Raw genomic sequence first — 26,028 nt, forward strand, 5'->3', positions numbered from 1 at the left:
TGCGTTAACGGCTGAGTGTCGGCGGCTCGAACCTTTCTTTGCTAAGGTAAAGGTCTTCGTTTGATTCTATGTTCCGCTTCGTTTCACCAACCGGGGTTACCGCATGCGTATTCTGTTTACTGGCGGCAGTGGCAAGGCTGGCCGCCATGCCACTGCTTATCTTCGCGATCAAGGTCATCGAGTCACCAATCTGGATTGGGTGACGTCTGACGTGCCCGGCATCACCACCCTGAAAACCGATCTGACCGATGCAGGCCAAGTGTTCAATGCCTGCCATGCTTATGCCGGATTAGACGAGCTTGAACCGGGCACCGGCGTACCGCGTTATGATGCCATTGTGCACTTCGCCGCTATCCCTGCCATCCTGCACCGGCCGGATAACGAGACCTACCGCATCAATACGCTGAGCACCTACAACGTGCTGGATGCCGCCACCAAACTGGGCATTCCCAAGGTCATCTTCGCTTCCAGCGAGACCACCTACGGCGTCTGTTTCGCCGATGGCGAGAAGAAACCGGACTACCTCCCCATTGATGAAGAGCACCCCACCGTGCCTCAAGACAGCTACGCCATGAGCAAGGTCGTCAACGAGGTAACCGCGCGCTCCTTCCAGGCTCGTTCCGGCATCGATATCTACGGCCTGCGCATCAACAACGTTATCGAGCCCCACGAATACCGGCAGAATTTTCCGGCCTACATGGATGATCCTGCCCTGCGCCGCCGCAATATATTCGCCTACATCGACGCCCGCGACCTGGGCCAGATGGTCGATTGCTGCCTGAAGACAGATGGCCTGGGCTATCAAGTGTTCAACGTCGCCAATGACGATCTGTCGGTTAGCCTAACCAACGCCCAGGCGATCGAGCGCTTCTACGCCGGAGTGCCTATCAAGCGCGAGATGGGTGAATTCGAGACCTTCTACAGCATCGAAAAGGCCCGCCGTCTGGTCGGTTTTACCCCGCGCCACTCCTGGCGGGATGAGCTGGCGCAGTAGGCATTATCCTTTTATCGGCACAAACACCGGCGCGCCATCCACCTCTACCACCGCTAGCTTTTGGCGGTAGAGGCTTTCTAAAGCACTGGGCACCAGCATGCTATCCCGTGGGCCCCAGCACGCCTCGCCGTTGGGATACAGCAGTAGCACATGGTCGCACCAGCGGGCAGCAAGGTTTAGGTCGTGTAAGCACATGATGACCGCCTGCCCCTGGGCGGCCTGGTCGGCCACTAGCGCCATCACGGCACTCTGATGATGTAGATCCAAGTGGTTAGTCGGTTCATCCGCCAGCCACACATTGGGTGCCTGGGTCAGCACGGTGGCAATCGCTACTCGCTGGCGCTCACCGCCGGAAAGCGTGCTCACTAAGCGGTCGCGCAGGTGCGCTACATCCAGTCGTTCAAGGGCAGCTTCCGCTCGGGCGTAGTCATCGGCGCCCTCCATCTGCCACGGTGAGAGATAGGGATGACGACCGATCAGCGCGGTTTCCAGCACGGTCGCGGGAAAGCCATCCTGGCGGTCTTGAAACACCAACCCTAATCGCTGAGCGACGTGGCGGCGGCGCAGCTGACCAAGCGCCGACTCGTTAAGCTGAACGCTGCCTGAACGCGGCGCATTAAGCCCGGCCAGAGTATGTAATAGCGTCGTTTTACCCGCACCGTTAGGTCCTAACACACCCCAAACCTGGCCTGGTTCGATGGTTATATTAAGTGGGGTGCCGCCTTCGCGGCCGGGCACATCGATGATGAGATCGCGGGTAGCCAGTACGCTCATCAGCGGCTCCGGTAGAGCAGAAACAGGAAGGTGGGCACGCCTAATAGCGCAGTGATGACCCCAACGGGCAGCTGTTCCGGGGCGATCATGGTGCGCGCCAGGGTATCGGCCAGCACTAACAGCGTGCCTCCCGCCAGTGCACAGGCGGGCAGTATCAGCCGCTGGTCGTTACCTAACAGCAGACGCAGCATATGGGGCACCACTAAACCCACAAACCCAATACTGCCTGCGGTGGTGACTGCAGCGGCGGTCAGTAAACTAGCGGCAACGTAGATACACCACTCAAGCGGCCGAACCGCAACACCCAGCGCGGCGGCTTGCTGCGGGCCCCGAGCCAGCACATTTAGGCTACGCCCAAGCGGAATCAACACCACGCAGGTGGCCAGTAATAGCAGTAGCGGCGGCCACGGTGTACGTGAGTAGGAGAGATCGCCCATCAACCAGTAGAGCATGCCCGGCAGGCGCTCGGCGGGGCTTAACGCCAGCATTAGCGTTATCACTGCGCCCCACCCCGCGGCAACGACTACGCCAGTGAGCAGCAGCCGCGAAGGCGTCCAGCCGCCGCTGCCGTGGGCCAAGCCGAAGACTAAAAACGTCGAAAATAGCGCGCCGCCAAACGCCGAGCTTGAAATCGCCAGCCCGCCTAACCCACCGAGCATGGCCGCCAATGCGCCTATAGAGGCACCGCCGGAAAGTCCGAGTACATAAGGGTCTGCTAGGGGATTGCGCAGTAGCACCTGCATCAACGCCCCCGCTACCGCCAACAAACCGCCCACGGCAAACGCCGAGAGCGCTCTGGGCAAGCGCAGCTCCATCACCATCGTGCGCGCCAGAGCATCGCCTTCGCCTTGCAATAAGTCCCAAATTTGCGCAGGAGAAATCTGCGCGCTGCCGATGCCAAGCGCTAAGAGTAGCGCTGCCAGCGCCGCTAGAAGTAGCAGGCTAAGCGGCAGACCCAGGCGCGCTAGCATTAGCTGCGCTCACGTTTTTGGCGGGCGATGTCGAGCTTTTCACACAGGAGCTGAGTGCCCTCCATCAGGCGCGGCGTGGGCCGCTGAATCAGTGAAGGCGGCACAAAGAAAAGGTTATTTTCCGCAACCGCCTTCAAGTTAGGGTACTGCTCCCAGTGGGTCAGCCAGTGGCGATTCTCTTCGCCCATGCCCCCGGCAATAATCGCTTCAGGATTCGCCGCCAGTACCGCTTCATCATCGATCCGCGGCACAAGGCGCGTTTGCTCGCCAAACACATTTTCACCGCCACAAATCTCAACCACCTGGCCAATAAGATGCTGGTCGTTAACGCTCATTAATGGCTCATCCCAGACTTGGTAGAAGGTAGGCACCGGCTCCCGGTCTCGATAACGCTCTTCCAGGTCATTCATGGTCGTACGGAAATTATCGGCCACCGCCTGCCCGGCCGTTTCCGTTCCTGCCAGCCTCGCCAAGCGTACGATGGCGCTAGCCACGCCATCCATATCGCGAGGCTCAATATAGAACACCGGCATGCCCAAGGCTTCGAGGGTTTCAAGCTGTTCAGCGGGGTTGCCGGTTATCCAACCAATCACTAAATCCGGCGCCAAGCCCACCAGCTTTTCCAAATCAATCCGGGTATGGCTACCCACCGAGGCTACTTGTTTGGCTTCCGGGGGATAGTCGCTATACGAAACGACGGCGACTACCTGATTCCCCGCGCCAGCCGCATAGGTCAGCTCGGTTGCGCCAGGCGAGAGCGTGGCAATTCGCTGAGCAGCATTGTGAAGGCAGACTTCTCGGTCACGATCATCCACTGCGCAGCGTGAGTGATCGTGTGCCAGCGCCACCGATGTCATCAATAACAGCGCGAGGCCCAAGGCCCCGCGCGCTAATCCACTCTTTTTATTGACCAAAGTGAACACTCAAGAACCCTGCTCTGCCAGCGTTGATGTAGTCACTCGTCGTTTCATACTCTTTATCAAAGGCATTTTCTACCGTAACACGCGCCGTCCAGAGAGGCGCAAACTGCCAACCTGCCCGCAGGTTAACCAGGCCATAGCCATTCAAACGCTGGGTATTGGCGGCATCGTCGTAGCGATGATTCTGCGCCACTAAGGAACCACCCAGCGACCAATCGCCAAGCTCGCGGTCGGCATCCAAACGTACACTTTGGGTGGCGCGACGGGCTAACCGATTGCCGGTATCCTGGTCTTCTGGGTCCAGGTAGGTAAACGCAGCTTGCAGAGTCCAGTCGCTGATTTCGACACCACTGGAAAGCTCAGCACCGCGAATACGCGCATGATTGACGTTTTGCGGCGCCCATAATCCGCTGGGCGTCGGTGCCCAGGCAATCAGATCATCGTAGTCGTTTTGGAAGGCGGCCAAGTCCCAGAACCACTGGCTGTATTGGCCGCGAACGCCTACCTCAACGGTTTCAGACGTTTCAGGATTGAGATCAGGATTGCCCGAATTCGGCCAATAAAGGTCATTAAAACTTGGCGCTTTAAAGGCGGTGCCTACGCTAGCGCGCAGCGTATGATAATTATCCAGGTCGTAACCCAACGCCAAACTGCCGGTGACTTCATCGCCATAAGCTTCGTTGTCGTCGTAACGCAGGCTTGCTTGAATGGCGAACGGAGAAAAGTCGAGCAGACCTTGTGTAAACACAGCGGTGTTATCGCGGCTGGTGACATCAAAATCATTGGTGCTTGAAACGCGGTCTTCGCTGATTTCAGCGCCAGCAATTAATTCATGAGCGCCAAACTGAAAATTGTTCTGCCAGCGTGCGGTTTGGGTGCGGGTGTCAATCACCGATCCACCGAAATTATCGATGGTGTCCAGCTCATCCCGGGCTTCGCTAAGGGTGACGCGACTGCGCCAGGTATCGGTTACCGGCAGCTCGCCGTAAATACCTGCCACCTGCTGGACGAAGTCATTCTCTCCGCCATCATATTCATTGTTACCGCGAGCGCGCAGCGCCAGCACACCAACTTCAGCACCGCTTTCAAAGGTATGCGCAACACGGGCCAGCGCAGAAGTGTTGTCGTAGCCTTTGTCTTCACCACCCCGTCGAATGGGCTGGCCGTCGGTATTGAAATGACTACCGGCAAAGCTGTAGCGCGTGCCTCCCTCGCGACCAGAAACGCCTGCGCTTAACCGCTGGGTATTAAATGAACCACCGCCGACTGACATTCGAGGTTGCGGGCCTTCCTCGTCACCATCAGGTGTAAAGAGCTGAATGACACCGCCGACCGCATCTGCGCCGTAAAGGCTTCCGCGCGGGCCGCGCACGATTTCAGCGCGGTCAAACATACGTGGATCTAAATACTGAAACGCGGCACCGCCTGCCGTGGCAGAGCGCAGGCGAATGCCATCAATCATTAGCACGGAGGCATCGCTAGGCGCCCCACGCAGGTAAACGCTGCTGCTTTTGCCAAAGCTACCGTTGCTAGTGACATCAACGCCCGGCTGGCCGCGCAGAAGATCCGTCAGGCTGGTGGGGTCTTGATTTCGGAAAGTAGCTTCGTCCAGCACGCTAACAGATGAAAGGCTTTCGTTAGCCGTACGGGGCGCTAACGCAGCAGTCACAACGACAGGATCTAGCGCGGCTAATTCGGTCGTCGCTTCAGCATATTGGGCCTGGGCAGAAAAGGAGATGGCTAGCGGTAACGCAGCCATACAAAACGCCGCCCGTTTGGCGGTGGTGTGAAAACGGTGGTTCATGTGAGATCCCTTGCTCGTCGTGCTCACCCGCACAACGCAGTTTTTTTGACCGAGCACAGGGCAAAACAAGGGAGTAACGATAGCGTTGCGCTACCGTTCACTGCCCTAAGAACGCCCTCCGCGTCTCGGCATGGTTGGTTCAGTTAGAACCATTACTCTCGGGCCGGTCTCCGGGCTGACGAGCGAAAGGCGTCTCTAGCAAGATCAGAGCCACTCTTTTCCGAACGACCACCTTCCCGTGCGTGAGCACAGTGGCGTAATTAGCCGTTCTTATCTCGATCACCGTTGCGGGGGCAGCGTTGGAATCACGCAAAGCGTTCACCAACTTCCCGTTTCACTAGCGGCTGTTTAACCGCTAGCACCTGAGAGTGGGCGTAAACTAGCAACTTGCCAAAGGGAGGTCAATTGAATTGGAGCGGGGTATCACGCACAGGAAAGCCGCCAGTGGCTACTTGAGCGCCATCACCAACCCATGGCGCACATACCACACCTGTTCAGCTTGGGCGGTGGCGTCTTGGGTGAACCAGCCATTGAGATCACGCAGGCGCCGCTGCTCCGGCTCCATGGGGACAACCCCACGGCCGACGTCGGTGGCGATCATGATTAACGCCGCGTTTAGCTCATCGGCGCGCTGGCAAAGCTGGATCATCTCGCGCTGCCACTGCTGGCGCAGGGCATCGTTATCATCACGTTCAAGGGCTACGCCAAGCCACTCAAGCACGCCAGTGATAATCAGCGGCGTATTGGCGACTAGCGCTTGCTGGCTATCGATGAAAGGCTGCGCAGCATCAAGCCGCCACCACTGCGCTTCGGGAAAGCGAGCAATTACGGCGTCGCGTTTGCCAGCGCAGGCACCGCCGATGAAGAGCTGCATTGCCATTCCCCTTTGCCATGTTCGTCTTTTTGATAAATAAGCTGCCAGCGCCTGCCTTGCGCTTGAAGCACGGTACCGTCCCAGAAATGGATCGTCTCAAAGCGGCGACGTAGCTCACGGATCACGCCGCCGTGGGTGACAGCCAAGATTTTTTTGTGGCCATCGGCAAGAGAGTTGGTCGCCAAATCATAAAGCCAGGCATCAAGACGCTCGCGCAGTTGAGCCGCCGATTCGCCCCCAGGAATTTGCAGCTCGCCCACGCTATCAATCCAGGCACGGTAGTGCGGCAAGTCTTTTAGCTCGTCGTAAACCTTGCCTTCGTACTCGCCAAAATCGAGTTCCCGCAGGCGTGGTTCAAGAGTGAGTGGCACGCCAGCCTTTGTGACTTCTGTCCACGCCAGGGTTTGTTGGCAGCGGTTAAGGTCGCTTGAGTAGATAGCATCAAACCGCTCATCCACCAACGCGTCGCGCAGTGCTAGAAGCCCAACTTCAGCGTCAGGAAACAGCAGCGGAATATCGCGCTGGCCTTGATAGCGACGCTCTAAATTCCAAGCGGTAATACCGTGGCGAACTGCCACCAGCTCCACAGTAAGATCAGTAGCCAAAGCTCTCCTCCTTCAATGGTGGCGCCCACCATATCCCCGTTAATTCCGTTAAACAGTCGCAACAATAGCCAGCGGATTAGTAACACAAAAACAGTGACCGTTAGCACCATCAACACTATCGCGGGCGCTAGCAGTGCTATCAGCAAGACCGGCACCAACGCAAGCGCCACATCCTGGCCGCTAAGCGACTGCTGCCAGCTCCAGGCCAAGCCCTTCTGCTGGGCGCAGGGTGTTAGCACCAGTAAGGCAACGCCTGCCCAGCGGCCTAGCGCGGGGATTGCTAATAGCCACCACCAGGGTGCGTGATAAGCCAGCAGTGCCCACAGCAGCACGGCCTTCCAAGCGAGTAGAAACACCAGCGCCAACATGCCAAAGCTGCCAATTTGCGGGTCTTTCATGATTTCCCAACGGCTAGCCAGGGGCTGATTACTGCCCAGCGCATCGGCGATATCCATTACGCCGTCTAAATGGAGCCCACCCGAAATCGCTACCCAAATGCTTAGTAATGTCAGCGCAGTAATCGGCGCGGGAACGTTGTGCATTCCGAACGCTACTAGCGCTAGCACAGCGCCAATCAACAGCCCCACTAACGGATAGGCGCGTACTGCCCAGCGTCGGGTATCAGATATCCAGGGAACGGCTATTGGAAAAGGGATGCGGGTAAGGAACTGCAGCGCCAGCAGAAGACCGAACAGGGCATTTCTCAAATCGACAGCTCCTCCATTAACAGAATGCCTTTGCGGACTTCCAGTCGATGACGCATCCCGCCACCACTTCTATTACCGAGTCCGCCTCTTTCGCTAGCCAGCGGTGAACGCGTTGAAGAAACGCCAGATAACGCCAGGTTTCAGCATCCGTGGGCGGCAACGCTTCGTTGATATCATTGGAAACAATCACTAGATAAAGGTCGCGCTCTCGGGTATCGGCAAGTGCGCTTGCCAGTAGCGACAAGCCCTCCTCTTCGCTCAGCTCACTGGCGTACAGCACCTGACTCGCCCAGAGCGTTAAACAATCCAGCAGCACGGCGCTACCACTTGGCACCTTAGCCAGCGCATGATCAATGGCAAGTGGCTCCTCCAGCGTTTTCCACTGAGCGCCCTGCCACTCCTCTTGTCTAGATTGACGATGACGGGCCACGCGCGCGGCCATTTCGACGTCGTATACGTTTGCGGTGGCTAAGTAGTAACAGGGCGAACTGCCCGATGCATTGACTACCTGCTGCTCGGCGACATCGCTTTTACCCGAACGCGCCCCGCCGCTAACGAAGACAATCATTGAGCACCTTTATCAAGCGTCGATTGGCGGGCTCGTCGCGTAACGCTACTCGCAGCCATTCGCCATTAAGCCCGGCAAAGTTATGCGTATGGCGCACCAATACGCCCCGGCGCAACAGGCGCTCAAACAGCACGTCGCTAGTGATACCGCTTGCACGCTGTTCGGCCCCAGGGCGGAACAGGAAAAAGCACGCTTGGCTGGGCACCACTTCCAGCCCCAATTGAGCGAGCGCTTGTGTCATGCTTGGGTGCTCACTGGCCCACCACCGCTGAGTGCGCCGGGTAAACGCATCATCCGCCAGCAGCGGCGCTACCAGTTCCGCCGCTAAGTGATTAACGCTCCATGGCGGTTGGTGGGCCTGTGCCGCTTGAACCGTGGCTGCGTCCGCCAGCAGGTAGCCCAGCCGGAGACCCGGCAGGGTATAAAATTTGGTCATGGAGTGCAGCAGAACTAGGTTCGGGTAGCGCGCCAATAACGTTGTCAGCGGCGCCTTATCTTGATTGTTATCCACCATATCGATAAAGGCTTCATCGACCACCACGCGACAATTCAGAGCAGCGGTGTGCTCCAGCAAGACCACCATGGTCGAGAAGTCGATTAGCGTTGCAGTAGGATTATTCGGGCGACATAGAAACAGCACATCGGTATCGCTTAACGCAGCTATCAGCGCATCAATATCCAGACTGAAATCCAGTGGGGATAGTGGAATCTCGCTAATCGACAGCCGGTGGGCATGACAGGCGCGGGCATACTCGCCAAAGCTTGGGGTCAGTATGGCGGCTCGCTTACCCGCATGTAACGCAGCGGTCAGAAAGATGGCCTCGGCACCGCCGTTGGTTAACAGCACCTGTTCGGGCTGAAGCTGGTGGTGGGCGGCGATGGCCTGACGAGCAGCGGGATAATCGGGCGCGGGGTAGCGTTCAAGACCTGTCAGTTGTTTTGCTAACCAATCGCGAACCCACGCCGGAGGCCCCAAGGGATTGAGGTTGGCGCTAAAGTCGTCCAGGCGATGATCGGCGGGCAACCCAAAGTGGGCTAATAGTGCCTCGGCCTGGCCACCGTGGCTGGGCCATATAAATTTGCTCATAATAGCCCCTGAAAAATGAATAGTAGCCCCATTATCACGACCACTGACAGCAACATAAATAGCATCCAGGCGCCGTGCATCAAACGGATAGTAGCGCCGATATGAGCAACACGCAGCTTCTCAAGTGGCTCGCCCAGGGTCGCACGGTGGGAAGCCACACCTTGATAGAAGTTGGTGCCGCCCAACTGCACACCCAAAAGCCTCGCTACCATGGCTTCCGGCCAACCAGCGTTCGGGCTGGGATGGCGTGGCGCATCCCGACACGTGCCACGTAGCGCACCTTTCCAGCGTAACGTTAAAACAGTAAAAGTGCTCAGCAGCAGGCCAGCGAGCCATAGACACAGCGCGGTTAAGCGTGCGGGTACCCAGTTGGCCACATCGTCCAGCTTCGCGGAGGCAAAACCAAAATCAGCATAACGCTGGTTTTTATAGCCGACCATCGAATCCAGCGTATTTACCGCCTTATACGCCAGCGCTAGCGGTGCCCCGCCAATAAGAGCAAAAAACAGCGGCGCAGTGATGCCGTCCACGGTGTTTTCCGCCACGGTTTCCACAGTGCCCCGGGTAATCTCCGCTTCGTCCAAGCGATGGGTGTCGCGGCCAACAATCATGCCCAGTGCTTGACGTGCGGCGGGAAAATCGCCCTTGGTCAGCGGCTCTACCACCGCGCGGGCCGCATCGCCCAAACCTTTGATCGCCAGTGTCGTGGAGAGCAGCCAGAGTTCGGCGACCAATGCCAACCCAGGGTGCAACTGCGTCAACACTGCTAGCAGCAACCAGCTGATACTCCACACGCCGCCTACCACGATGAGCGTCAGCAGGAAGCCGCACTCTCTGCGCTGCTGCGCAGTCCCGCGATTCCACAGCTGTTCAAAACGACTGATAAACCGCCCGATCAGCACCACTGGATGCGGTATTGAGCGTGGGTCGCCAACGCTTAAATCAATCACAATCGCCAGGGCGACCAGGATGATGCCTGTTAATTCGAAAGGCGCGCTCATACTAATCCTTCGCTGGAGCAAGCTAGCGAGTTTAGCGTTGCCTGATACACCGCTCTTCCAATTGCTCGGCCAAGTGATGTGCCGGAACCTGCATACGGGGTTTGCCTCCCTTGCTGAGTGGTCGCCACACATACACAGTCCGTAGAGGTGCCTGTGGCGGCTGTACCGCTATACGTATCGATAACGCCAGCCTTATAGAGCGCCTTAACCTTGGCCTCTGTAATCGACAAGCACGCATTCACTAGCGCACCGTCGGTCAGTTGTGCATCGATAAACACAAAAACGTTGATAGTGCCCGCTACTAGGCGGGGATCTTGTGAGTGAAGCGCGGTGATATCCACCGCATTGCCCACCCCCGCTGTCACCAGCGCCATTACGCCATGGTCTAACTGCGCCAATGGCATGCTGACGATGGAGGCACTGCTTAAACGTACGGCTGTCATCATGGCAATTGATGAAGAAGGTAACCCCTGGGCACCCAGCCAGGCTTTAAGATCCGCCACGGGGGTACGCCCAGCGTAATTTTTATCAACATGAAAGTTGGCAAAGCAGTGCGTACTGCCAAAGCCATCGCCTATCAGCGCGCTGCTTAGAGTGCGCAGCGGCACCTGAGAGGTAATCGCCAAGCAATGCTCGCTTTGCGAGAGCGTTAATGGCTGGTTAAAAGGAAGCGTTTTCGGCGTGCTCAATAGCGTGCTCATAGTGCAGCTTTATCGCTAACACCGGCATCGGTAAACGTGGCCATTTCCGCCATCATCGCTGTGGCCGCCTGCAGCAAGGGGTACGCTAGCGCCGCGCCGCTGCCCTCGCCTAGCCGCATGCCCATATCCAGCAGCGACTTGGCGTCTAGCGCACGTAACGCGACATCGTGCCCCGGCTCTTGGGAACGATGGCCAAAAATCAAGTAGCCGCGCACTGCGGGACACATCCGGCAGGCGGTGAGTGCGGCGACGGTAGCGATAAAGCCATCCACAATCACAGGTAACCGATGCGCTGCTGCCGCTAAATACGAGCCAGTCATGGCGGCGATTTCCAGCCCGCCCAGCTTGGTCAATACCTCTAAGGGCGCCTGCGAATCAGCATTGCGCGCCGCGATGGCACGCTCAATAACGGCCACTTTATGGGTTAGCTGCTGTGAGTTAATGCCCGTGCCAGCGCCCACTAGGCTTGCCACCGGCTCGCCGGTTAACACTGCTAACATGGCGCTGCTGGCGGTGGTGTTGGCAATACCCATCTCCCCGACTATAAGGCACTTTGCCCCCGCCTTGATTGCCCGTTCAACCGCCGCCACGCCTGCATTAATGGCTTCTGATGCTTGCTCAGGCTGCAGCGCATTTTCTACTGCCATATTGGCGGTACCGCGGGATACCTTGGCATTCACCACCCCAGCCGCCGTGATATCGCTCGCCACGCCGACATCCACCACTTCAATACGTGCGCCAATCTGCCGGGCAAACACGTTAACCGCCGCGCCGCCATGGGCAAAGTTAGCCACCATCTGAGCAGTCACCGCTTGCGGAAAGGCTGAAACACCCTCCGCGGCAACGCCGTGATCGGCGGCAAACACAATAACGGCCGGCGGTATTACGCTGGGCTTCAGTTCGCCAGTGATAGCGCTAAGCTGAATGGCTAATGTCTCTAGGGCACCTAAGCTGCCTGGCGGCTTGGTCAAGGTATCCAAGTAGCGACGCGCCTGTTCACCTGCATGAAAATTCACTGGCTGAATGTCGTCAAGAATCGCGTGCATGCAGGCTCCGACTTGGTGAGTAGACAAGAAATATTAAACGTAGCGCGCAAAAGGGTAGCAAAAGCCTGAGTGCTATACTTGCTATTTCACTGGTGGCTCTACCAAGCTGTTGGGGTTCTTTGGATTCATCCGCGCATTTGCGGGAAAAATTCGATGCCCCATATTCGGGTAATAAAACTACAATTGTGGTTTTTATTGCCGTAAAGTCTCTTATATCGACACTAAAAAATGTAAAATAACTACATGTGTTACACACCGTCTTTATCATGCAGAGGTCCCTATGCCGAGCCCAACACCTGCCACTCTAAACCCCACCGTTGCTGAGGTTACCCAGCGCATCCGTGAGCGCTCCAAGCACCGGCGTGCCCTCTATGAATCTCATATGGCTGACCAGCATAAGCAAGGCGTACATCGCGGTGAACTTTCCTGTGGGAACCTAGCGCACGGCTTTGCAGGTTGCGACGTGCCTACCGATAAGGGCCGACTGAAGTTAACCAATAGCGCCAACCTGGGCATCATATCGTCCTATAACGATATGCTTTCAGCCCACCGGCCATTTGAAGACTACCCTGCCGCTATTAAAGAAGCCGCACGCGGCATGGGCTCAACCGCTCAGTTTGCTGGCGGTGTACCCGCCATGTGCGACGGTGTTACCCAAGGTCAACCGGGCATGGAGCTATCGCTCTTCTCCCGTGATGTGATCGCCATGGCCACCGCGGTTGCGCTTTCCCATAATATGTTTGATGCGGCGCTGTATTTAGGTATCTGCGATAAAATCGTGCCAGGTCTCTTTATTGGTGCCGCACGCTTTGGCCATCTACCCGCCATTTTTGTCCCCGGCGGCCCCATGACAACGGGCCTGCCTAACGATGAGAAGGCTAGAGTCCGTCAGCTTTATGCAGAAGGCAAAGTAGGTCGCGATGAGCTTTTAGAGGCCGAATCACAGTCGTATCACAGCCCTGGCACCTGCACCTTCTACGGCACTGCCAACTCCAACCAGCTGATGATGGAGATGATGGGGCTACACCTGCCCGGCGCCTCTTTTGTTAACCCAGGTACTCCGCTGCGCGAAGCACTTACCCGTTACGCCACTGAACAAGCGATTCGCAATACCGAGCAAAGCGGCAACTACCGTCCGTTCTACAAGCAGATTGACGAACGTGCGATCGTTAACGCTATCGTAGGTTTACTGGCCTCCGGCGGATCTACCAACCATACCCTGCACTTGGTTGCCATGGCGGCGGCGGCGGGCATTACCATTAACTGGGACGACTTCACGGACCTCTCCGCCGTGGTGCCCAGCATGACCCGCATCTATCCCAATGGCCAAGCGGATGTTAACCACTTCCAGGCCGCTGGCGGCATGAGCCTGCTGATTCGTGAGCTACTCGAGGCTGGGCTTATCCACGGGGATATTCCCACTGTCTTTGGCACCGATATGTCGGCCTACACTCAAGAGCCTTTCCTTGAAGAGGGTAAGCTTACCTGGAGAGAAGGACCGGCCACGAGCCATGACACAGATGTCCTGCGTCCGGTTAGCAATCCCTTCTCGCCGACCGGCGGGCTTACCGTGCTTGATGGCAACCTGGGCCGCGGCGTGATTAAAATCTCGGCAGTGAAACAGGATCATCGCGTCATCGAAGCGCCGGTACAGCTGTTTGATGATCAAAATCAGGTAAAAGCGGCGTTTGAATCCGGCCAGCTTGATCGTGATGTGATTGTGGTGGTGCGCTTTCAGGGCCCCAAAGCCAACGGCATGCCTGAACTACACAAGCTCACCCCGTTCCTGGGAGTGCTTCAAGACCGCGGCTATAAAGTTGCCCTGGTTACGGACGGACGTATGTCTGGGGCGTCGGGCAAGGTTCCGGCCGCTATCCACGTAACGCCAGAGGCCGTTGACCGTGGGCCGCTCTCGAAACTTCAGGATGGCGATATCGTCCGCCTGGATGCCGACAGTGGCGAGCTAAACGTATTGATAGACGCCGCAAAATTCAATGCCCGTCCGTGCGCCGAAGCCAATCTGGAACACAACCACTTTGGCATGGGCCGTGAGCTCTTTGGCGGCTTCCGCCACTTGGCCACCAAGGCCGAAGAGGGAGCGGGCGTGTTTGGTGGTTTTGAGGCAGAAGTACTAGCGCGGGAGCTGGAAAAAATCGAGCAGGAGGACCAATGAGCCGACCGGCCCTCATTGGCGACATAGGTGGCACCAATGCACGCCTGGCGTTAGTCACGCCAGGCGAGATCACGCCGCACGATATTGTGAATCTTCCCTGCGCTGACTACCCCGGCGTTATTGAAGCGGTGCAGGATTATTTACAGCGTGTCGGTGCTACCGGCGATAAAGCCCCCCAAGAGGCGTGCTTAGCCTTTGCTTGCCCCGTTCACGCTGAGCGGGTCAAGATGACCAATAACCACTGGGAATTTTTAAAAAGCGAGGTTCAGCAAGCACTGAACCTCGTTGTTTTTAAAGTCATTAACGACTTCACTGCCCAGGCACTGGGTGTACCTCATGTTGCTGCCAGTGAATTGGTCGAAGTCCAGCCCGGCAAGTCTCAGGCGCATGCCACACGCCTTGTCATCGGGCCTGGCACGGGGCTAGGCGTTGCCGGGGTGTTCCCCGGCCAGCGCGCCTGGATTCCACTGCCTACCGAAGGCGGCCATGTCACCTTCGCGCCCACGGATGATACCGAGCGAGCGATTGTGGATGTGTTTCAACAGCGTCGTACGCGTATCAGTGTAGAGCGGGTCTTATGCGGCCAGGGTTTGTTAGAACTTTATCAAGCCTACTGCACATTTGAAGATGCTGAGCCACGCTTAGCTAGCCCGGCAGATGTCACAAAAGCCGCCAATGAAGGCGATACCCTCGCCACTGCCGCCCTGCTGCGTTTTCTAAAAATTCTTGGCGATGTATGCGGCGACGCCACCTTGACCATGGGCGCAAGGGGCGGTGTTTATCTGTGTGGGGGCATTCTGCCGCGCCTGCTCGATTGGTTACCCAAAAGTGAACTGCGCGCCGCTTTCGTCAATAAAGGACGCATGGGTGCTTATAATGCCGATATCCCCATTTGGGTGGTTACCGCCCCATGGACAGGCTTATTAGGCGCCGCTGAGGCACTGCATAACGAAGAGGTTTTTTAATAACATTTCTAGCACCTCTAACAACACTCCTAACAACACCAATACGGAACCTGCTATGCCCGCCGCCATTTTTGATGTGCCGTTTTTACTCGGCATGATGCGCCTGCACGAAACACCCTCCATGCACGAACCTGAGCGATTGGCGGACTGGATCGAAGCGCACCTTGAACAGGGCCTTAATTGGTTTGACCATGCGGACATTTACGGCAACGGCCAAGGCGAGACGCTTTTTGGCGCCGCACTGCGGGCGCGCCCTGCCCTGGCTCAGCGGGTCAATGTCGTCACCAAAGCGAGCATCGCCAACGACAACCCTGCACCCGGTTCGGGTAAGGTAAAGCACTACAACGCCAGCCCTGCTTATCTTCATAGTGCCATTGATGCCTCACTTGCGCGTTTGAATGTCGAACGTCTCGATCATTTTCTGATTCACCGCCCCGATATTCTGATGAACGCGGAAGCGACCGGCCATGCGCTGGACGACGCCATTGACGCCGGAAAAATTGGCGCAGCAGGGGTTTCCAACCATTTGCCCAGCCAGTGGCGGCGCTTGCAGGGCGCCATGCATCACCGCTTATCAGCCAACCAAATCGAGCTCTCTATTGCCCACACAACGCCGCTGTTTGACGGCAGCTTTGATGATCTCTGTGCCGATGGCCACGCGCCCATGGCATGGTCACCTTTGGCAGGTGGGCAATTGATGCAAGGCGCCGTTGGTGACTGTTTGGATAAGTGGGCAACAGAGCTTGATAGCACCCCTAGTGCTTTAGCGCTGGCATGGCTGCGCAGTCTTCCTAACTCGCCAGTACCGGTAATTGGCAGCGTTAAACCTGAGCGAATCAACGACATGCTCAAAGGCCCTGCCACGCTACCCCGGGAAGCCTGGTATGAATTGCTAGAAGCCGCCCGCGGCCACTGCGTGGCATAAGGCTATTTGTATAAAACGACGCGGTACAAAACAACTATTACGATAATTACACTAAGGAGCCACTGATGACGCCAATCATCGCCTTTGGGGAAGCACTGGTGGATATGCTCTCCAGCCGTCTAGGGGCGGCAACGGATGCACAGGAAACCTTTACGCCCTACGCCGGTGGTGCTCCCGCTAATGTGGCGGTCGCCTGCGCTCGTTTAGGCGTACCCAGCCAGTTTCTAGGCATGGTGGGCGACGATACGTTTGGTCACTTCATCGTGCGCGAACTCAACAGTCACGGCGTCGACACAAGCGGCGTGGTATATACCCGAGAAGCCCGCACAGCGCTGGCGTTCGTTTCCCGGGATGACGCGGGCGAACGCACTTTTGATTTTTATCGCCCACCCGCGGCTGATCTGCTTTATCGCCTTGAGCATTTACCCCATGGCATCTTCGAGAGCCCTGCCATTCTACACCTGTGCAGTAACAGCCTGACCGACCCTGAGATTGCCGATGTCACCTTGGCAATGGCCACCATGGCCAAACGGGCAGGTTGCTTGGTCAGCGTAGACGCCAACCTGCGTCACAATTTATGGCCCGAGGACGAAGCGGATGCCAGCTTAGTCACGCAGCTGCTAGACGGTGCTGAGCTGCTCAAGCTATCCCTGGAAGAGCTTGACTACTTACGTGCCGACCACCCTGCGGAGTCGTGGCTTTCAGAGCGGCTAGCGGCAGGGGTAAAAGTTATCTTAATCACCGACGGCCCCAATGATGTCGTACTCAAAGGCGTCGGTATTGATCAGCGCATTGCGCCTCCGAGCGTTGAAGCGGTGGATACTACCGCCGGAGGTGACTCCTTTATTGGTGGGCTGCTAGCGGAGCTCTCGGCCCACGGCATCAATGAGAACTGGTACAACGATGCCGACTTTCTCAGTCGCGCAGTGGGTACCGCCTGCCGCTGCGGCGCCCATGCCGTTACTCGGCCAGGCGCTTACGCATCACTCCCTACCCATGCGGATATCGAAGTGCTTCGAACCACTTAATGACTATCCAGTTCGGTGACCGCCTGGACGGTCACCGATGCTCGCTGGGCAGTAGCAACAGTAAGCTGAGATCCTCAACTTCCAATGACTACAATTTAGTCATTATTGCATCGCTGCGAAGTTTTCAGCAGCGGCTTCTAGCGCCGCCCTTGCCGATTCTGCATCGTCAAATCCAAGCCCTTCCATACCGCCATCAGGCCCTTTGTAATTGGCAAACCATAGATCAATGATCTGACTTACAGCTGGGTACTCGCTATCTAGCTGCGCCATGCTTTCAATATGTGCAAAAGGTGAATCCTGAGTGAGAACGGCAATTAGCTTGTCATCTTGCTCGCCGCCATCCAGCATTTTCAGTACACCGATCACGTTCACGTCGACAATTTCACCACGAGGTACGGCTTGACCCAAAACGATCACGTCGAGCGGATCCCCATCACCGCCCAACTCTTTTGGCAGAGCAGTGCCTGGAATAGCACCATAATTACCGGGATACCCCAGGTAACTCACCACGCGCGGTTCACCATCTTTATATTCCCAATAAACCGCTTTGGGATCATCTTTACTGACTTCCCATTTCGCCGATGTACCCGTTGGTATTTCAACAATGGCCCTTACCGAGCCATCTGCATTGATGGCATCCATAGTCATCAAGTCGTCATCACCTACAATTGTGAACTCATCTGCTGCGTTCATGTTTTGGGCAATGGGCGTAGTGTCAGAAAACACCAATCCGCCTAGCACCTCAGCCTGAGCAGAAGACGCTAAAGCCGTCATACACGCGACACCCGTGAGTAATAGTTTTTTCCGCATTATGTTCTCCATTGGTTATTGAGATACGTTAGCGAGGAGAAATGACGGAGTAATGACAGTCTGAAGTTGGCATTTCTTACTTTTCTAATTTGGATGCTACGCCACGGCATTCCCACGAGTCGTTAGTCACTGGCCCACATCTGTTTCAAACCGGTGTGGGCTTTTTTGATTGGATAAGGCGTCATCGGCTATCTAAAGACTCTCATGGCATGACTTGTTTAAATGTCAGACATTTACTAGACTAAGATTCAACCAATAAAAAATAAGAGACACGCCATGACGCTGGACGCTCTACCGCCCCACCAAGGGGGCGCTGAACAGTTAGCACGCCTACTCGCTCAGGCGCTGCTGACAGGCCATTGGCAGCCGGGTGCTACCTTTCCCCGCGAGCTTGATATCAGCAAACATTTTGCGGTGAGCCGCAATCAGGTGCGCAATGCGCTGACCAGCCTCTCCGCGGCAGGGCTACTGGAACGTACGGCGGGTCGGGGCACGCTGGTGCGCGAAATGGGCGACTGGCACCTGCTCGACCCGCTGATGAGCGAGTGGATGACCGGCCTGGTCAATCTTGACCCTCAGCTGGTACGGGCCATTTACGCCTTTCGTTTTTCTGCCGAACCAGTAGTCGCCGGGCTCGCCGCCCAGGCCGCTGAAGCTGAAGACCTCGAACGCTTGGAGCGCGCCTTTGCGGGTATGGAAAACACCGCAGGCAGCGTTGATGCGCGCGATGAGCATGCGGAATACGACGTTGCCTTTCACGATGCCACCTATCGCGCTAGTCACAATTTAGTCTGGCGACAAATGGGGCATTTACTGCGCCCATCTATCATGGCGTTGATTCATGGCTCTCAACACCGTACTGACACCTTGGACGACAGCCTCGCCCGCCATCGTCAAGTACTTGACGCTATTCGCCATCGCGATGCCAGCGCTGCAGAAACCGCCGCCAGAGAAGTGCTGCGCCGCACCGCCATTGACCTTGGCATTGTTAGCTAACATTACTCACTAAATATTTCCTATCCAAAAGGATGACCGGACATGAAAATTACCAAGCTAAAGACCTGGCAAGTTCCTCCGCGCTGGCTGTTTCTCAAAATCGAGACTGACGAAGGCTGCTACGGTTGGGGCGAGCCGGTGATTGAAGGCCGCGCCGCAACCGTTGAAGCCGCCGTTCACGAGCTTTCCGACTACCTGATCGGCCAGGACCCGCACCGAATCGAACACCTCTGGAACATCATGTATCGCGCCGGATTCTACCGCGGTGGCCCTATTCTGATGAGCGCGATTGCCGGTATCGATCAGGCGCTATGGGACCTTAAAGGTCGCGATCTGGGTGTGCCCGTTCACCAGCTGTTAGGCGGCGCCGTACGCGACAAGATGCGCATGTACGCCTGGACCGGTGGCGACCGCCCGAGCGACGTGGGCGCTGGTGCCAAGGCCTTGGTCGAAAAAGGCTTTACTGCCTTCAAAATGAACGGTACGCCCGAACTGCAAATCGTCGACTCCCATCGCAAGATTGATGAAGCAGTAGCACGAGTCGCGGAAGCGCGAAACGCCGTGGGCCCGGATGTTGGCATTGGGATCGACTTTCATGGCCGCGTACATCGGCCAATGGCCAAAGCACTGCTGCGAGAGCTGGAGCCTTTTCACCCGATGTTCGTGGAAGAGCCGGTCGCCCCGGAGCACTTGCCTTGCCTGAAGGATATTGCCGGTGGCCTGGGTTACCCGCTGGCCACCGGGGAACGGCTGCACACCCGCTTTCAGTTCCGCGACCTGCTGGCCGACGGCATGATCGACATTATTCAGCCCGACATTTCCCACTGCGGCGGGATCAGCGAGGGGCTAAAGATCAACGCCCTGGCATCGGCCTACGATGTCGCCCTGGCACCCCATTGCCCGCTCGGTCCGTTAACGCTGGCCGCATCGCTACAGCTGGATGCAGTCAGCCACAACGCCTTTATTCAAGAGCAGAGCATGGGCATCCACTACAACCAGGGCAACGACGTTCTCGACTACTTGGTCGATAAATCGGCGCTCGCCATTGAAGACGGTTTCTGCGCCATTCCCCAAGGCCCAGGCCTTGGTGTAGAGATCAACGAAGAGTTCGTTGAGGAGCGCGCCAAAGTGGGTCACCGCTGGCGTAACCCGGTTTGGACGCATGAAGACGGTTCAATTGCGGAGTGGTAAGCCATGGAATCAAACGCGATGCGTGAAACGACTGAAATAGCACATCAGTTATCCTGGATTGCCGTGGACTGGGGCTCTAGCAACCTGCGCGCCTGGGGACTGGATCAATACGATCAAGTGATTGCCCAAGCCAGTAGCGACAAGGGCATGCTGTCGCTTAAAGCCGATGAGTATGCAGCCGAGCTGCTACGGTTAGTGGGTGACTGGCTGCCCACGAATGCGCCTACAAAGGTGTTAGTGTGTGGCATGGCGGGCGCCCGCCAGGGCTGGCTGGAGGCCGCTTATCTGCCGGTTCCAACGCGGCTCGATCAACTCAGCCAGGGTGCGGTGACGCCAACGCTTACGGGCAGCCAGCTGCACGTTTATCTGCTGCCTGGTTTAAGCCAAACCCGCAGCGCGACAGCCCACTTTGACGTGATGCGCGGTGAAGAGACCCAGCTGGCGGGGCTGGTCGCCGATACGCCTGATTTTTCAGGCCTCGCTTGTCTACCCGGCACGCACGCCAAATGGGCTACCCTGGAAGCAGGCACCGTCACCCAGTTCACTACGTATCTGACCGGCGAGCTTTATCAGCTCTTGGCACGCCAATCAGTTTTGCAACACTCCATCGGCAGTGACGACTTGAACGATGCGGCCTGCCGTGATGCCTTTGTGACAGCGGTCAGCGAAAGCCATGAAGCGCCCGAAACCTTTAGCAGCCGTCTGTTCGGCCTGCGTGCGCAAGATTTACTCGATGGTCGACTACCTACCGGCAAAATGCGAGGGGCCGTACTGGCGGCCAGGCTCTCCGGGCTCGCTATCGGCCTTGAACTTGCTGGCGCCTGCCGTGAGCCGTCAAGCCAAGCGCCAATCACGCTAATCGGTAACCAAGCCCTTTGTCAGCGCTATACGTTAGCCCTCAATGCAATCGGCTTTCAGACACAGCATGTGGATGGCGATGAGGCTGTGCTAGCAGGCCTTCGGCTTGCTCATCATGCATTGAAGGCTTAATGCTGCTCACTATTAACGGAGAAATTACCCATGTCGCTGCCACTGATTGGTATTTTGCGCGGTGTAACGCCTGATGAGGCCGTGGATATCGCGGAAGCGGTGCTAGCCGCGGGCATCACCCAAATTGAGGTGCCGCTTAACTCACCCAACCCACTAGAGAGCATTCGTCGCTTGGTAGACGCGTTTGGCGAGCGTGCAGTGATTGGTGCAGGTACGGTGCTCACGCCAGCTCAAGTACGCGATGTTCACACCGCTGGGGGACGCTTAATCGTTTCGCCCAACTGTCGGCCAGCGGTGATTGAAGAAACCCACCGGCTGGGTATGGCGAGTTGGCCGGGGATTGTCACACCCTCTGAAGCCTTTGATGCACTCGATGCAGGGGCGACAGGGCTTAAACTCTTTCCCGCGGTGCAGGTAGGATTAGAAGGTATGAAAGCGATACGTGCCGTATTACCGGCAGGCACACGGCTATATGCCGTGGGTGGCGTTGGGGTCGATAATTTCGCTGAGTGGCGCGCCGCTGGCGTCGACGGCGCAGGCTTGGGCAGTGCGCTATACAAACCCGGCCAAAGCGCTGCTCAGGTACGGCAACAAGCGCAAGCCCTTGTTGATGCTTGGTCAGCGGGAGAATAATAAGGAGAGCAAACAACAATGAATACAGACATCAGTGTTTCAACGTGGCAGGCCGAGTTAGCGGTTGATAGCCGCTGCACGCTGGGGGAAGGCCCGCAGTGGAATGCTATTAATCAGCGCCTTTATTGGTGCGATATTCTTGGAAAGCGATTGCACTGGCTCTCCCCCGCTACCGGGGAAAGCGGCCACTATCAGCTTGATCATATGGTCTCGCTGGCCACGCCGCTTGAAGGCGGCGGGCTGCTGTTAGTCGGTGAAGATCGCTTATGTAGGTTCGATACCAATAGCGGTAGCGTAGAAGCGTTTTGTGATTTCGAGACCGATAACCCGGTAACGCGTAGCAATGATGCCCGTGTTGATCGCCATGGCAGTCTGTGGCTTTCCACCATGGGCAAGAAGGCTGAAAAAGGCGCGGGCAGCCTTTACCGCCTACATCGTGGCGAGCTCACACGGTTACGCTCAGGCTTAACGATTCCTAACGCTATTTGCTTCTCAGCCGATGGCTGTTTTGCCTGGTTTACCGATACGGTGACGGGCGTGGTGATGCGCTGGGCGCTCGACAGTGAAGGTTGGCCAGAAGGCGAACCGCAGCCCTGGGCGGACTTCTCCTCTACCCTGGGCAATCCCGATGGTGCGGTAGTCGATAGCGAAGGCTGTCTTTGGCTAGCACTGTGGGGTGCGGGACAAGTTGTGCGCCTGAATCATGACGGAAAAGTGATAGGCCGTGTCGAGTTGCCGGTCAGCCAACCTTCCTGTTCAGCGTTTGCAGGTCCCGACCTAAAAACGCTCTATATCACCACGGCCCAAGAGGGATTTAGCGCTGAGCAGCTAGCCCAAGAGCCAACGGCAGGATCGCTTTATGTGGTCGAAACCGGTATCAAAGGGCTTGTCGAGCCGCTTTTAAAGCTGTCATAACCGTCTTTTTAACGCGGCTTTAAAGCATAAGACCCCGCTATGGCTAGCGGGGTCTTATTCATTGTGGGCTTAAGCGTTTAGGATCGACGGATGTTAACCAGCAAAGCTTATATACATAACGATCACTAATACGACCAACACGATGCCAGCAGGCACGGCGCCTTTCCAGGGGGTTAGGTCGACGTCGCCGCTGTGCTCCTGAATCCAATCAGTTTCACGCGGGCGAAGCTTGCCGATGATCAGCATCACCGCCACTAATAACACAAATACCAGCGCCACGAAGTGGAACTCGTGCATGACCTGCGGCAGCAGCGTGAACGGTGGCACAAAGTAACCGGCAGCAATCAATAAGCAACCGCCCACCAGAGCAATCTTGGCCGCCATAGGCGGAACACGCTTGGTCAGCAGGCCAACCAGCACCACCGCCAGAATTGGAATAAAGTAGATCGCGTTCATCTTCTGCAGGTAGCCAAACAGGCTTTCCTGGCCGGCCAGCAGCGGCGCAATGATCATCGTGATGATGGCCATGATCCAGCCAAACACCTTGCCTGATTTAACCACCTGCTCTTCGGTAGCTTCTTTATTCAGCACACCTTTATAGATGCCCAGGCTGAAAATCGTGGTGGTGCTGTTAAGCGCGGAGTTAAACGACGACAGAATCGCACCCACCATCACTGCGGCAAAGAAACCGGTGAGGTAAGGCGGCAGTACGTTAAATACCAAATGGCCGTAGGCTTCATCGGCACGTACGCCCTGGTCAGCATAAAGATGGTAAGCGATGATACCCGGCAGCACCAGGTACAGCGGCCCCAGCAGCTTGAAGAGACCGGTCAGCAGAACGCCCTTCTGGCCTTCAGCAAGGTTTTTGGCCGCAAAAGTACGCTGGATAATTTGCTGGTTGGTGCTCCAGTAGAACAAGTTAATCAGGAACACACCGGTAAACAGCGTAAAGAACGGCACCTGCTGATCAGCACCACCAATCGAATTCAGCTTATCCGGGTCGCTCTCTTTCAGGATGCTCCAACCTTCCATAATACCTGTGCCGCCACTCACGGCCTGCAGGCCGAAGTAGACAATCACAAAACCACCGATCAGCAGCCCGACGCCGTTAAGCGTGTCGGACACCGCTACCGTGCGCAGCCCGCCAAACAGCGCATACACCGAGCCGATAATGCCGACGATCCACACCGTTAACCAGAGCAGCGTCGAGGACGACTCAATGCCGGTTAATCCAGGAAGATCAAGCATTCCCTGCAACCCGATGGCGCCCGAATAGAGGATAATCGGCAGCAGAATCACCGCGTAGGCAATCAAGAAAATGATATTGGTGATTAGCTGTGTGGTTTTATCGAAACGTATTTCGAGTAACTGCGGTAACGTGGCAATGCCACTTTTCAAAAATCGCGGCAGGAAAAATAGCGCCAGCGCTACCAGCGCAATAACCGCCACCACTTCCCAGGCCATTACACTTAAACCATCGGCAAAGGCAGCCCCGTTCAACCCTACCATTTGCTCGGTAGAGAGGTTGGTCATCAATAGTGAGCCAGCAATCAGCGGAAAGGTTAGCGTGCGACCGGCGAGAAAGTAGCCGCTGGTGCTTGAGTGGTCATCGCGGCGCGTAATGCGCCAAGTAATGAAGGCGACAAGTCCTGTAAAGAACAGGAAAGACGCCAGGGTCAACGCGTGCATATTGACTTACCTCATCATCTTTATAAGTGGCACGCACGTTACGGTATGCGCGGATTAAAATGTCAGACATATTATTCAGTCATTTTAGACGAGCTGAATATAGCCCCGTTATACACCTTTGGTCTTAGTCGCTCCTTCAAAGCGCCAAGTGGACACAATCAGCGCATAAAAAAGCCCCGGCTCAGTTCTTAAACATGACGTTTAAAAACATAAACCAGGGCGGCTGCCAGCGCTGCTATCGATACGCAGCGGCAGCTTACTTAATGATGAAAACGCTCGGCTGATTGGCGTGCGAGTTCACGGATACCGTCCCAATCTTCCGCTTCCACCATTGCTTTAGGCGTCAACCATGAACCGCCGACACACATCACATTGGGCAACGATAAATAGTCATCGGCGTTATCAACAGTGATACCGCCAGTGGGACAAAAGCGTGCTTCAGGAATCGGCGCTCCAAACGCTTTGATCGCTTTAGCGCCACCGCTGGATTCCGCAGGGAAGAACTTAAACCGACGGTAGCCGTACTGCCAGCCAGTCATCAACTCAGAAACAGTTGAGACGCCTGGCAACATCGGTACCGGGCTTTCAACGCCATAGCGGTAGAGAGCGTCGGTGGCACCGGGAGTTACCACAAAATCAGCGCCGACCTGCTCAGCTTGGCGGTACTGGGCCGGGGTTAATACCGTGCCCACGCCAATGCTGGCACCGGGCAGCGCTTCACGCATGCGTTTTACCGCTTCCAGAGCACAATCGGTACGTAGGGTGACTTCCAGTACAGTTAACCCCCCCTCCACCAGTGCGCGGCCCAACGGGACAGCGTCTTCCAAGCGCTCAATAGTGATGACGGGGATCACTTCGGCTTTTAAGCAGATGCTATCAAGCTCGGCGGTACGTGTAGACGGTAACTGTTTATCGATAGTCATGAGTGAGTCTCCAAGCAAATTATTATTGACTAAGGCGGTTAATTCTCAAGGGCGGGCCTAAAGGATTGACCTTAGGGCGCCCAGTAAATCGCCAGGGGGCAAGTTAAAAAGACACGTATCGGCAGTTGACGCACGTCGTCGCCGTTCAATGCCTTGGCCAATACGGCGCGTTTATCGTCGCCGGTAATATGTAGAAAATGACGGCGCGCTTGATGTAAGCGATCCGCTGAGAAGGTAATGCGCGGCTGCGGCTGGCTAGGGGTGCGCACTGCCACCAGCAACTCATCCGTGGAAAGTGCCAGGTCGAGCTCACGGCTATCAGGGAACAGCGAGGCGGTGTGACCATCACCGCCCATGCCCAGAATTACGACGCTGGCAGGCCACGCCAATGCATCCATTCGCTTAGCGACTTCCTCGACACCTTCTTCCGGTGTCGAGGCATCACAAGTTAACGGTATAAATTGGGCAGCCGTCGCTTCACCCTGCAACAGGTGTTCGCGAACCAGCTTGGCGTTGCTATCGGTGCTTTCCTTTCCGACCCACCGCTCGTCGGCAAGGGTAATGTCAATGCGCTCCCACGACAGTGGCTTGAGCGCCAGCGTCTTAAAAAACGGTACCGGCGTCGAGCCACCTGAGACGACTAACAGAGCGCGCTCTTGATGATTTAAATCTTCTTGCAGGGCTTGAAACACCGCTTCGGCAAGCTGCTCGGCGAGCTGTTGGCGTGCTTGGCTCATA

Annotated in this window: 26 protein-coding genes and 1 riboswitch; of the genes, 10 read left to right on the forward strand and 16 right to left on the reverse strand. The window is 56.6% G+C overall.

Annotated elements, in window-relative coordinates; all coding sequences use genetic code 11:
• The first annotated feature begins 103 nt into the window (after positions 1 to 103).
• Positions 104 to 994: an NAD(P)-dependent oxidoreductase gene (locus Q3Y66_RS11600; RefSeq protein ID WP_008956955.1), complete on the forward strand. Its 891-nt coding sequence runs from the start codon at positions 104 to 106 to the stop codon at positions 992 to 994.
• Positions 995 to 997: 3 nt separating this feature from the next.
• On the opposite strand, the gene Q3Y66_RS11605 is transcribed toward Q3Y66_RS11600, so the two are convergent.
• The 12 genes from Q3Y66_RS11605 to cobT all read right to left on the reverse strand — a co-directional run bounded on the left by Q3Y66_RS11605 (position 998) and on the right by cobT (position 12,052).
• A complete protein-coding gene (locus tag Q3Y66_RS11605; RefSeq protein ID WP_008956956.1) occupies positions 998 to 1,768 on the reverse strand; it encodes an ABC transporter ATP-binding protein in 771 nt (256 codons plus the stop codon).
• Positions 1,768 to 2,739, reverse strand: coding sequence for an iron ABC transporter permease (locus tag Q3Y66_RS11610; RefSeq protein WP_008956957.1), 972 nt, complete (start codon positions 2,737 to 2,739; stop codon positions 1,768 to 1,770). Before Q3Y66_RS11610 ends, Q3Y66_RS11605 begins: the two co-directional genes overlap by 1 nt.
• Complete coding sequence (locus Q3Y66_RS11615; RefSeq protein ID WP_008956958.1) at positions 2,739 to 3,662, reverse strand: cobalamin-binding protein; 924 nt, start codon at positions 3,660 to 3,662, stop codon at positions 2,739 to 2,741. The genes Q3Y66_RS11610 and Q3Y66_RS11615 overlap by 1 nt, the downstream gene beginning before the upstream one ends.
• Positions 3,643 to 5,463: a TonB-dependent receptor gene (locus Q3Y66_RS11620; protein ID WP_008956959.1), complete on the reverse strand. Its 1,821-nt coding sequence runs from the start codon at positions 5,461 to 5,463 to the stop codon at positions 3,643 to 3,645. The genes Q3Y66_RS11615 and Q3Y66_RS11620 overlap by 20 nt, the downstream gene beginning before the upstream one ends.
• 143 nt (positions 5,464 to 5,606) lie before the next feature.
• Positions 5,607 to 5,844, reverse strand: a riboswitch (cobalamin riboswitch).
• 67 nt (positions 5,845 to 5,911) lie between these two features.
• Positions 5,912 to 6,337 (reverse strand): bifunctional adenosylcobinamide kinase/adenosylcobinamide-phosphate guanylyltransferase, encoded by a 426-nt coding sequence (locus tag Q3Y66_RS11625; protein WP_008956960.1) that lies wholly within the window; start codon positions 6,335 to 6,337, stop codon positions 5,912 to 5,914.
• Entirely contained in the window at positions 6,289 to 6,942 is a 654-nt protein-coding gene (locus Q3Y66_RS11630) for a histidine phosphatase family protein (RefSeq protein ID WP_008956961.1), read from the reverse strand. The genes Q3Y66_RS11625 and Q3Y66_RS11630 overlap by 49 nt, the downstream gene beginning before the upstream one ends.
• Positions 6,879 to 7,649: an adenosylcobinamide-GDP ribazoletransferase gene (gene cobS / locus Q3Y66_RS11635; RefSeq protein WP_008956962.1), complete on the reverse strand. Its 771-nt coding sequence runs from the start codon at positions 7,647 to 7,649 to the stop codon at positions 6,879 to 6,881. The genes Q3Y66_RS11630 and cobS overlap by 64 nt, the downstream gene beginning before the upstream one ends.
• A 16-nt stretch (positions 7,650 to 7,665) precedes the next feature.
• Positions 7,666 to 8,217, reverse strand: coding sequence for a bifunctional adenosylcobinamide kinase/adenosylcobinamide-phosphate guanylyltransferase (locus Q3Y66_RS11640; RefSeq protein WP_008956963.1), 552 nt, complete (start codon positions 8,215 to 8,217; stop codon positions 7,666 to 7,668).
• On the reverse strand, positions 8,201 to 9,304 hold the full coding sequence (gene cobD / locus Q3Y66_RS11645; RefSeq protein WP_008956964.1) for a threonine-phosphate decarboxylase CobD: 1,104 nt from the start codon (positions 9,302 to 9,304) through the stop codon (positions 8,201 to 8,203). Before cobD ends, Q3Y66_RS11640 begins: the two co-directional genes overlap by 17 nt.
• Complete coding sequence (gene cbiB, locus Q3Y66_RS11650) at positions 9,301 to 10,305, reverse strand: adenosylcobinamide-phosphate synthase CbiB (RefSeq protein WP_008956965.1); 1,005 nt, start codon at positions 10,303 to 10,305, stop codon at positions 9,301 to 9,303. The genes cobD and cbiB overlap by 4 nt, the downstream gene beginning before the upstream one ends.
• A complete protein-coding gene (locus tag Q3Y66_RS11655) occupies positions 10,302 to 11,006 on the reverse strand; it encodes an adenosylcobinamide amidohydrolase (protein ID WP_008956966.1) in 705 nt (234 codons plus the stop codon). Before Q3Y66_RS11655 ends, cbiB begins: the two co-directional genes overlap by 4 nt.
• Positions 11,003 to 12,052, reverse strand: coding sequence for a nicotinate-nucleotide--dimethylbenzimidazole phosphoribosyltransferase (gene cobT / locus Q3Y66_RS11660; protein ID WP_008956967.1), 1,050 nt, complete (start codon positions 12,050 to 12,052; stop codon positions 11,003 to 11,005). The genes Q3Y66_RS11655 and cobT overlap by 4 nt, the downstream gene beginning before the upstream one ends.
• Positions 12,053 to 12,332: 280 nt before the next feature.
• On the opposite strand from cobT, the gene edd reads away from it, so the two are divergent.
• The 4 genes from edd to Q3Y66_RS11680 all read left to right on the forward strand — a co-directional run bounded on the left by edd (position 12,333) and on the right by Q3Y66_RS11680 (position 17,143).
• Positions 12,333 to 14,225 carry a phosphogluconate dehydratase gene (gene edd / locus Q3Y66_RS11665; protein ID WP_008956968.1) on the forward strand — a complete coding sequence of 631 codons (1,893 nt, stop codon included), beginning with the start codon at positions 12,333 to 12,335 and terminating at the stop codon, positions 14,223 to 14,225.
• Positions 14,222 to 15,190, forward strand: coding sequence for a glucokinase (glk, locus tag Q3Y66_RS11670; RefSeq protein ID WP_008956969.1), 969 nt, complete (start codon positions 14,222 to 14,224; stop codon positions 15,188 to 15,190). Before edd ends, glk begins: the two co-directional genes overlap by 4 nt.
• A gap of 55 nt (positions 15,191 to 15,245) precedes the next feature.
• Positions 15,246 to 16,115, forward strand: coding sequence for an aldo/keto reductase family oxidoreductase (locus Q3Y66_RS11675; RefSeq protein WP_008956970.1), 870 nt, complete (start codon positions 15,246 to 15,248; stop codon positions 16,113 to 16,115).
• Positions 16,116 to 16,180: 65 nt separating this feature from the next.
• Positions 16,181 to 17,143: a carbohydrate kinase gene (locus Q3Y66_RS11680; RefSeq protein WP_008956971.1), complete on the forward strand. Its 963-nt coding sequence runs from the start codon at positions 16,181 to 16,183 to the stop codon at positions 17,141 to 17,143.
• A gap of 102 nt (positions 17,144 to 17,245) precedes the next feature.
• Here Q3Y66_RS11680 and Q3Y66_RS11685 read toward each other — a convergent pair whose 3' ends face one another.
• Positions 17,246 to 17,953, reverse strand: a complete 708-nt coding sequence (locus Q3Y66_RS11685) for an inorganic diphosphatase (RefSeq protein ID WP_008956972.1) — start codon at positions 17,951 to 17,953, stop codon at positions 17,246 to 17,248.
• 276 nt (positions 17,954 to 18,229) lie between these two features.
• Between Q3Y66_RS11685 and Q3Y66_RS11690 the strand changes: the two genes are divergently transcribed.
• From Q3Y66_RS11690 to Q3Y66_RS11710, 5 genes are read left to right on the forward strand one after another with little or no spacing between them, the layout of a single operon-like run.
• Positions 18,230 to 18,949, forward strand: a complete 720-nt coding sequence (locus Q3Y66_RS11690; RefSeq protein ID WP_008956973.1) for a FadR/GntR family transcriptional regulator — start codon at positions 18,230 to 18,232, stop codon at positions 18,947 to 18,949.
• A 42-nt stretch (positions 18,950 to 18,991) separates the two neighbouring features.
• Positions 18,992 to 20,140 carry a galactonate dehydratase gene (gene dgoD / locus Q3Y66_RS11695; protein WP_008956974.1) on the forward strand — a complete coding sequence of 383 codons (1,149 nt, stop codon included), beginning with the start codon at positions 18,992 to 18,994 and terminating at the stop codon, positions 20,138 to 20,140.
• A 3-nt stretch (positions 20,141 to 20,143) separates the two neighbouring features.
• Positions 20,144 to 21,130 carry a 2-dehydro-3-deoxygalactonokinase gene (locus tag Q3Y66_RS11700; protein WP_008956975.1) on the forward strand — a complete coding sequence of 329 codons (987 nt, stop codon included), beginning with the start codon at positions 20,144 to 20,146 and terminating at the stop codon, positions 21,128 to 21,130.
• A gap of 30 nt (positions 21,131 to 21,160) precedes the next feature.
• Positions 21,161 to 21,763 carry a 2-dehydro-3-deoxy-6-phosphogalactonate aldolase gene (locus tag Q3Y66_RS11705; protein WP_008956976.1) on the forward strand — a complete coding sequence of 201 codons (603 nt, stop codon included), beginning with the start codon at positions 21,161 to 21,163 and terminating at the stop codon, positions 21,761 to 21,763.
• Positions 21,764 to 21,781: 18 nt separating this feature from the next.
• Positions 21,782 to 22,678, forward strand: coding sequence for an SMP-30/gluconolactonase/LRE family protein (locus Q3Y66_RS11710; RefSeq protein ID WP_008956977.1), 897 nt, complete (start codon positions 21,782 to 21,784; stop codon positions 22,676 to 22,678).
• Positions 22,679 to 22,771: 93 nt separating this feature from the next.
• On the opposite strand, the gene Q3Y66_RS11715 is transcribed toward Q3Y66_RS11710, so the two are convergent.
• The 3 genes from Q3Y66_RS11715 to pgl all read right to left on the reverse strand — a co-directional run bounded on the left by Q3Y66_RS11715 (position 22,772) and on the right by pgl (position 26,027).
• Complete coding sequence (locus Q3Y66_RS11715) at positions 22,772 to 24,367, reverse strand: solute:sodium symporter family transporter (protein WP_008956978.1); 1,596 nt, start codon at positions 24,365 to 24,367, stop codon at positions 22,772 to 22,774.
• Between the two features lie 260 nt (positions 24,368 to 24,627).
• Positions 24,628 to 25,290: a bifunctional 4-hydroxy-2-oxoglutarate aldolase/2-dehydro-3-deoxy-phosphogluconate aldolase gene (locus Q3Y66_RS11720; RefSeq protein ID WP_008956979.1), complete on the reverse strand. Its 663-nt coding sequence runs from the start codon at positions 25,288 to 25,290 to the stop codon at positions 24,628 to 24,630.
• Positions 25,291 to 25,361: 71 nt separating this feature from the next.
• On the reverse strand, positions 25,362 to 26,027 hold the full coding sequence (pgl, locus tag Q3Y66_RS11725) for a 6-phosphogluconolactonase (RefSeq protein WP_008956980.1): 666 nt from the start codon (positions 26,025 to 26,027) through the stop codon (positions 25,362 to 25,364).
• Position 26,028: the final 1 nt, after the last annotated feature.

This window comes from Halomonas sp. HAL1 (assembly GCF_030544485.1).
GTDB classification, from domain to species: domain Bacteria; phylum Pseudomonadota; class Gammaproteobacteria; order Pseudomonadales; family Halomonadaceae; genus Vreelandella; species Vreelandella arctica.

Coding starts and splice junctions, on each gene's coding strand:
- Q3Y66_RS11600 (WP_008956955.1), top strand. CDS start 104: ATGCGTATTCTGTTTACTGGCGGCAGTGGCAAGGCTGGCCGCCATGCC.
- Q3Y66_RS11605 (WP_008956956.1), bottom strand. CDS start 1,768: ATGAGCGTACTGGCTACCCGCGATCTCATCATCGATGTGCCCGGCCGC.
- Q3Y66_RS11610 (WP_008956957.1), bottom strand. CDS start 2,739: ATGCTAGCGCGCCTGGGTCTGCCGCTTAGCCTGCTACTTCTAGCGGCG.
- Q3Y66_RS11620 (WP_008956959.1), bottom strand. CDS start 5,463: ATGAACCACCGTTTTCACACCACCGCCAAACGGGCGGCGTTTTGTATG.
- Q3Y66_RS11625 (WP_008956960.1), bottom strand. CDS start 6,337: ATGCAGCTCTTCATCGGCGGTGCCTGCGCTGGCAAACGCGACGCCGTA.
- Q3Y66_RS11640 (WP_008956963.1), bottom strand. CDS start 8,217: ATGATTGTCTTCGTTAGCGGCGGGGCGCGTTCGGGTAAAAGCGATGTC.
- cobD (WP_008956964.1), bottom strand. CDS start 9,304: ATGAGCAAATTTATATGGCCCAGCCACGGTGGCCAGGCCGAGGCACTA.
- cbiB (WP_008956965.1), bottom strand. CDS start 10,305: ATGAGCGCGCCTTTCGAATTAACAGGCATCATCCTGGTCGCCCTGGCG.
- Q3Y66_RS11655 (WP_008956966.1), bottom strand. CDS start 11,006: ATGAGCACGCTATTGAGCACGCCGAAAACGCTTCCTTTTAACCAGCCA.
- cobT (WP_008956967.1), bottom strand. CDS start 12,052: ATGCACGCGATTCTTGACGACATTCAGCCAGTGAATTTTCATGCAGGT.
- edd (WP_008956968.1), top strand. CDS start 12,333: ATGCCGAGCCCAACACCTGCCACTCTAAACCCCACCGTTGCTGAGGTT.
- glk (WP_008956969.1), top strand. CDS start 14,222: ATGAGCCGACCGGCCCTCATTGGCGACATAGGTGGCACCAATGCACGC.
- Q3Y66_RS11675 (WP_008956970.1), top strand. CDS start 15,246: ATGCCCGCCGCCATTTTTGATGTGCCGTTTTTACTCGGCATGATGCGC.
- Q3Y66_RS11680 (WP_008956971.1), top strand. CDS start 16,181: ATGACGCCAATCATCGCCTTTGGGGAAGCACTGGTGGATATGCTCTCC.
- Q3Y66_RS11685 (WP_008956972.1), bottom strand. CDS start 17,953: ATGCGGAAAAAACTATTACTCACGGGTGTCGCGTGTATGACGGCTTTA.
- Q3Y66_RS11690 (WP_008956973.1), top strand. CDS start 18,230: ATGACGCTGGACGCTCTACCGCCCCACCAAGGGGGCGCTGAACAGTTA.
- dgoD (WP_008956974.1), top strand. CDS start 18,992: ATGAAAATTACCAAGCTAAAGACCTGGCAAGTTCCTCCGCGCTGGCTG.
- Q3Y66_RS11700 (WP_008956975.1), top strand. CDS start 20,144: ATGGAATCAAACGCGATGCGTGAAACGACTGAAATAGCACATCAGTTA.
- Q3Y66_RS11705 (WP_008956976.1), top strand. CDS start 21,161: ATGTCGCTGCCACTGATTGGTATTTTGCGCGGTGTAACGCCTGATGAG.
- Q3Y66_RS11710 (WP_008956977.1), top strand. CDS start 21,782: ATGAATACAGACATCAGTGTTTCAACGTGGCAGGCCGAGTTAGCGGTT.
- Q3Y66_RS11715 (WP_008956978.1), bottom strand. CDS start 24,367: ATGCACGCGTTGACCCTGGCGTCTTTCCTGTTCTTTACAGGACTTGTC.
- Q3Y66_RS11720 (WP_008956979.1), bottom strand. CDS start 25,290: ATGACTATCGATAAACAGTTACCGTCTACACGTACCGCCGAGCTTGAT.
- pgl (WP_008956980.1), bottom strand. CDS start 26,027: ATGAGCCAAGCACGCCAACAGCTCGCCGAGCAGCTTGCCGAAGCGGTG.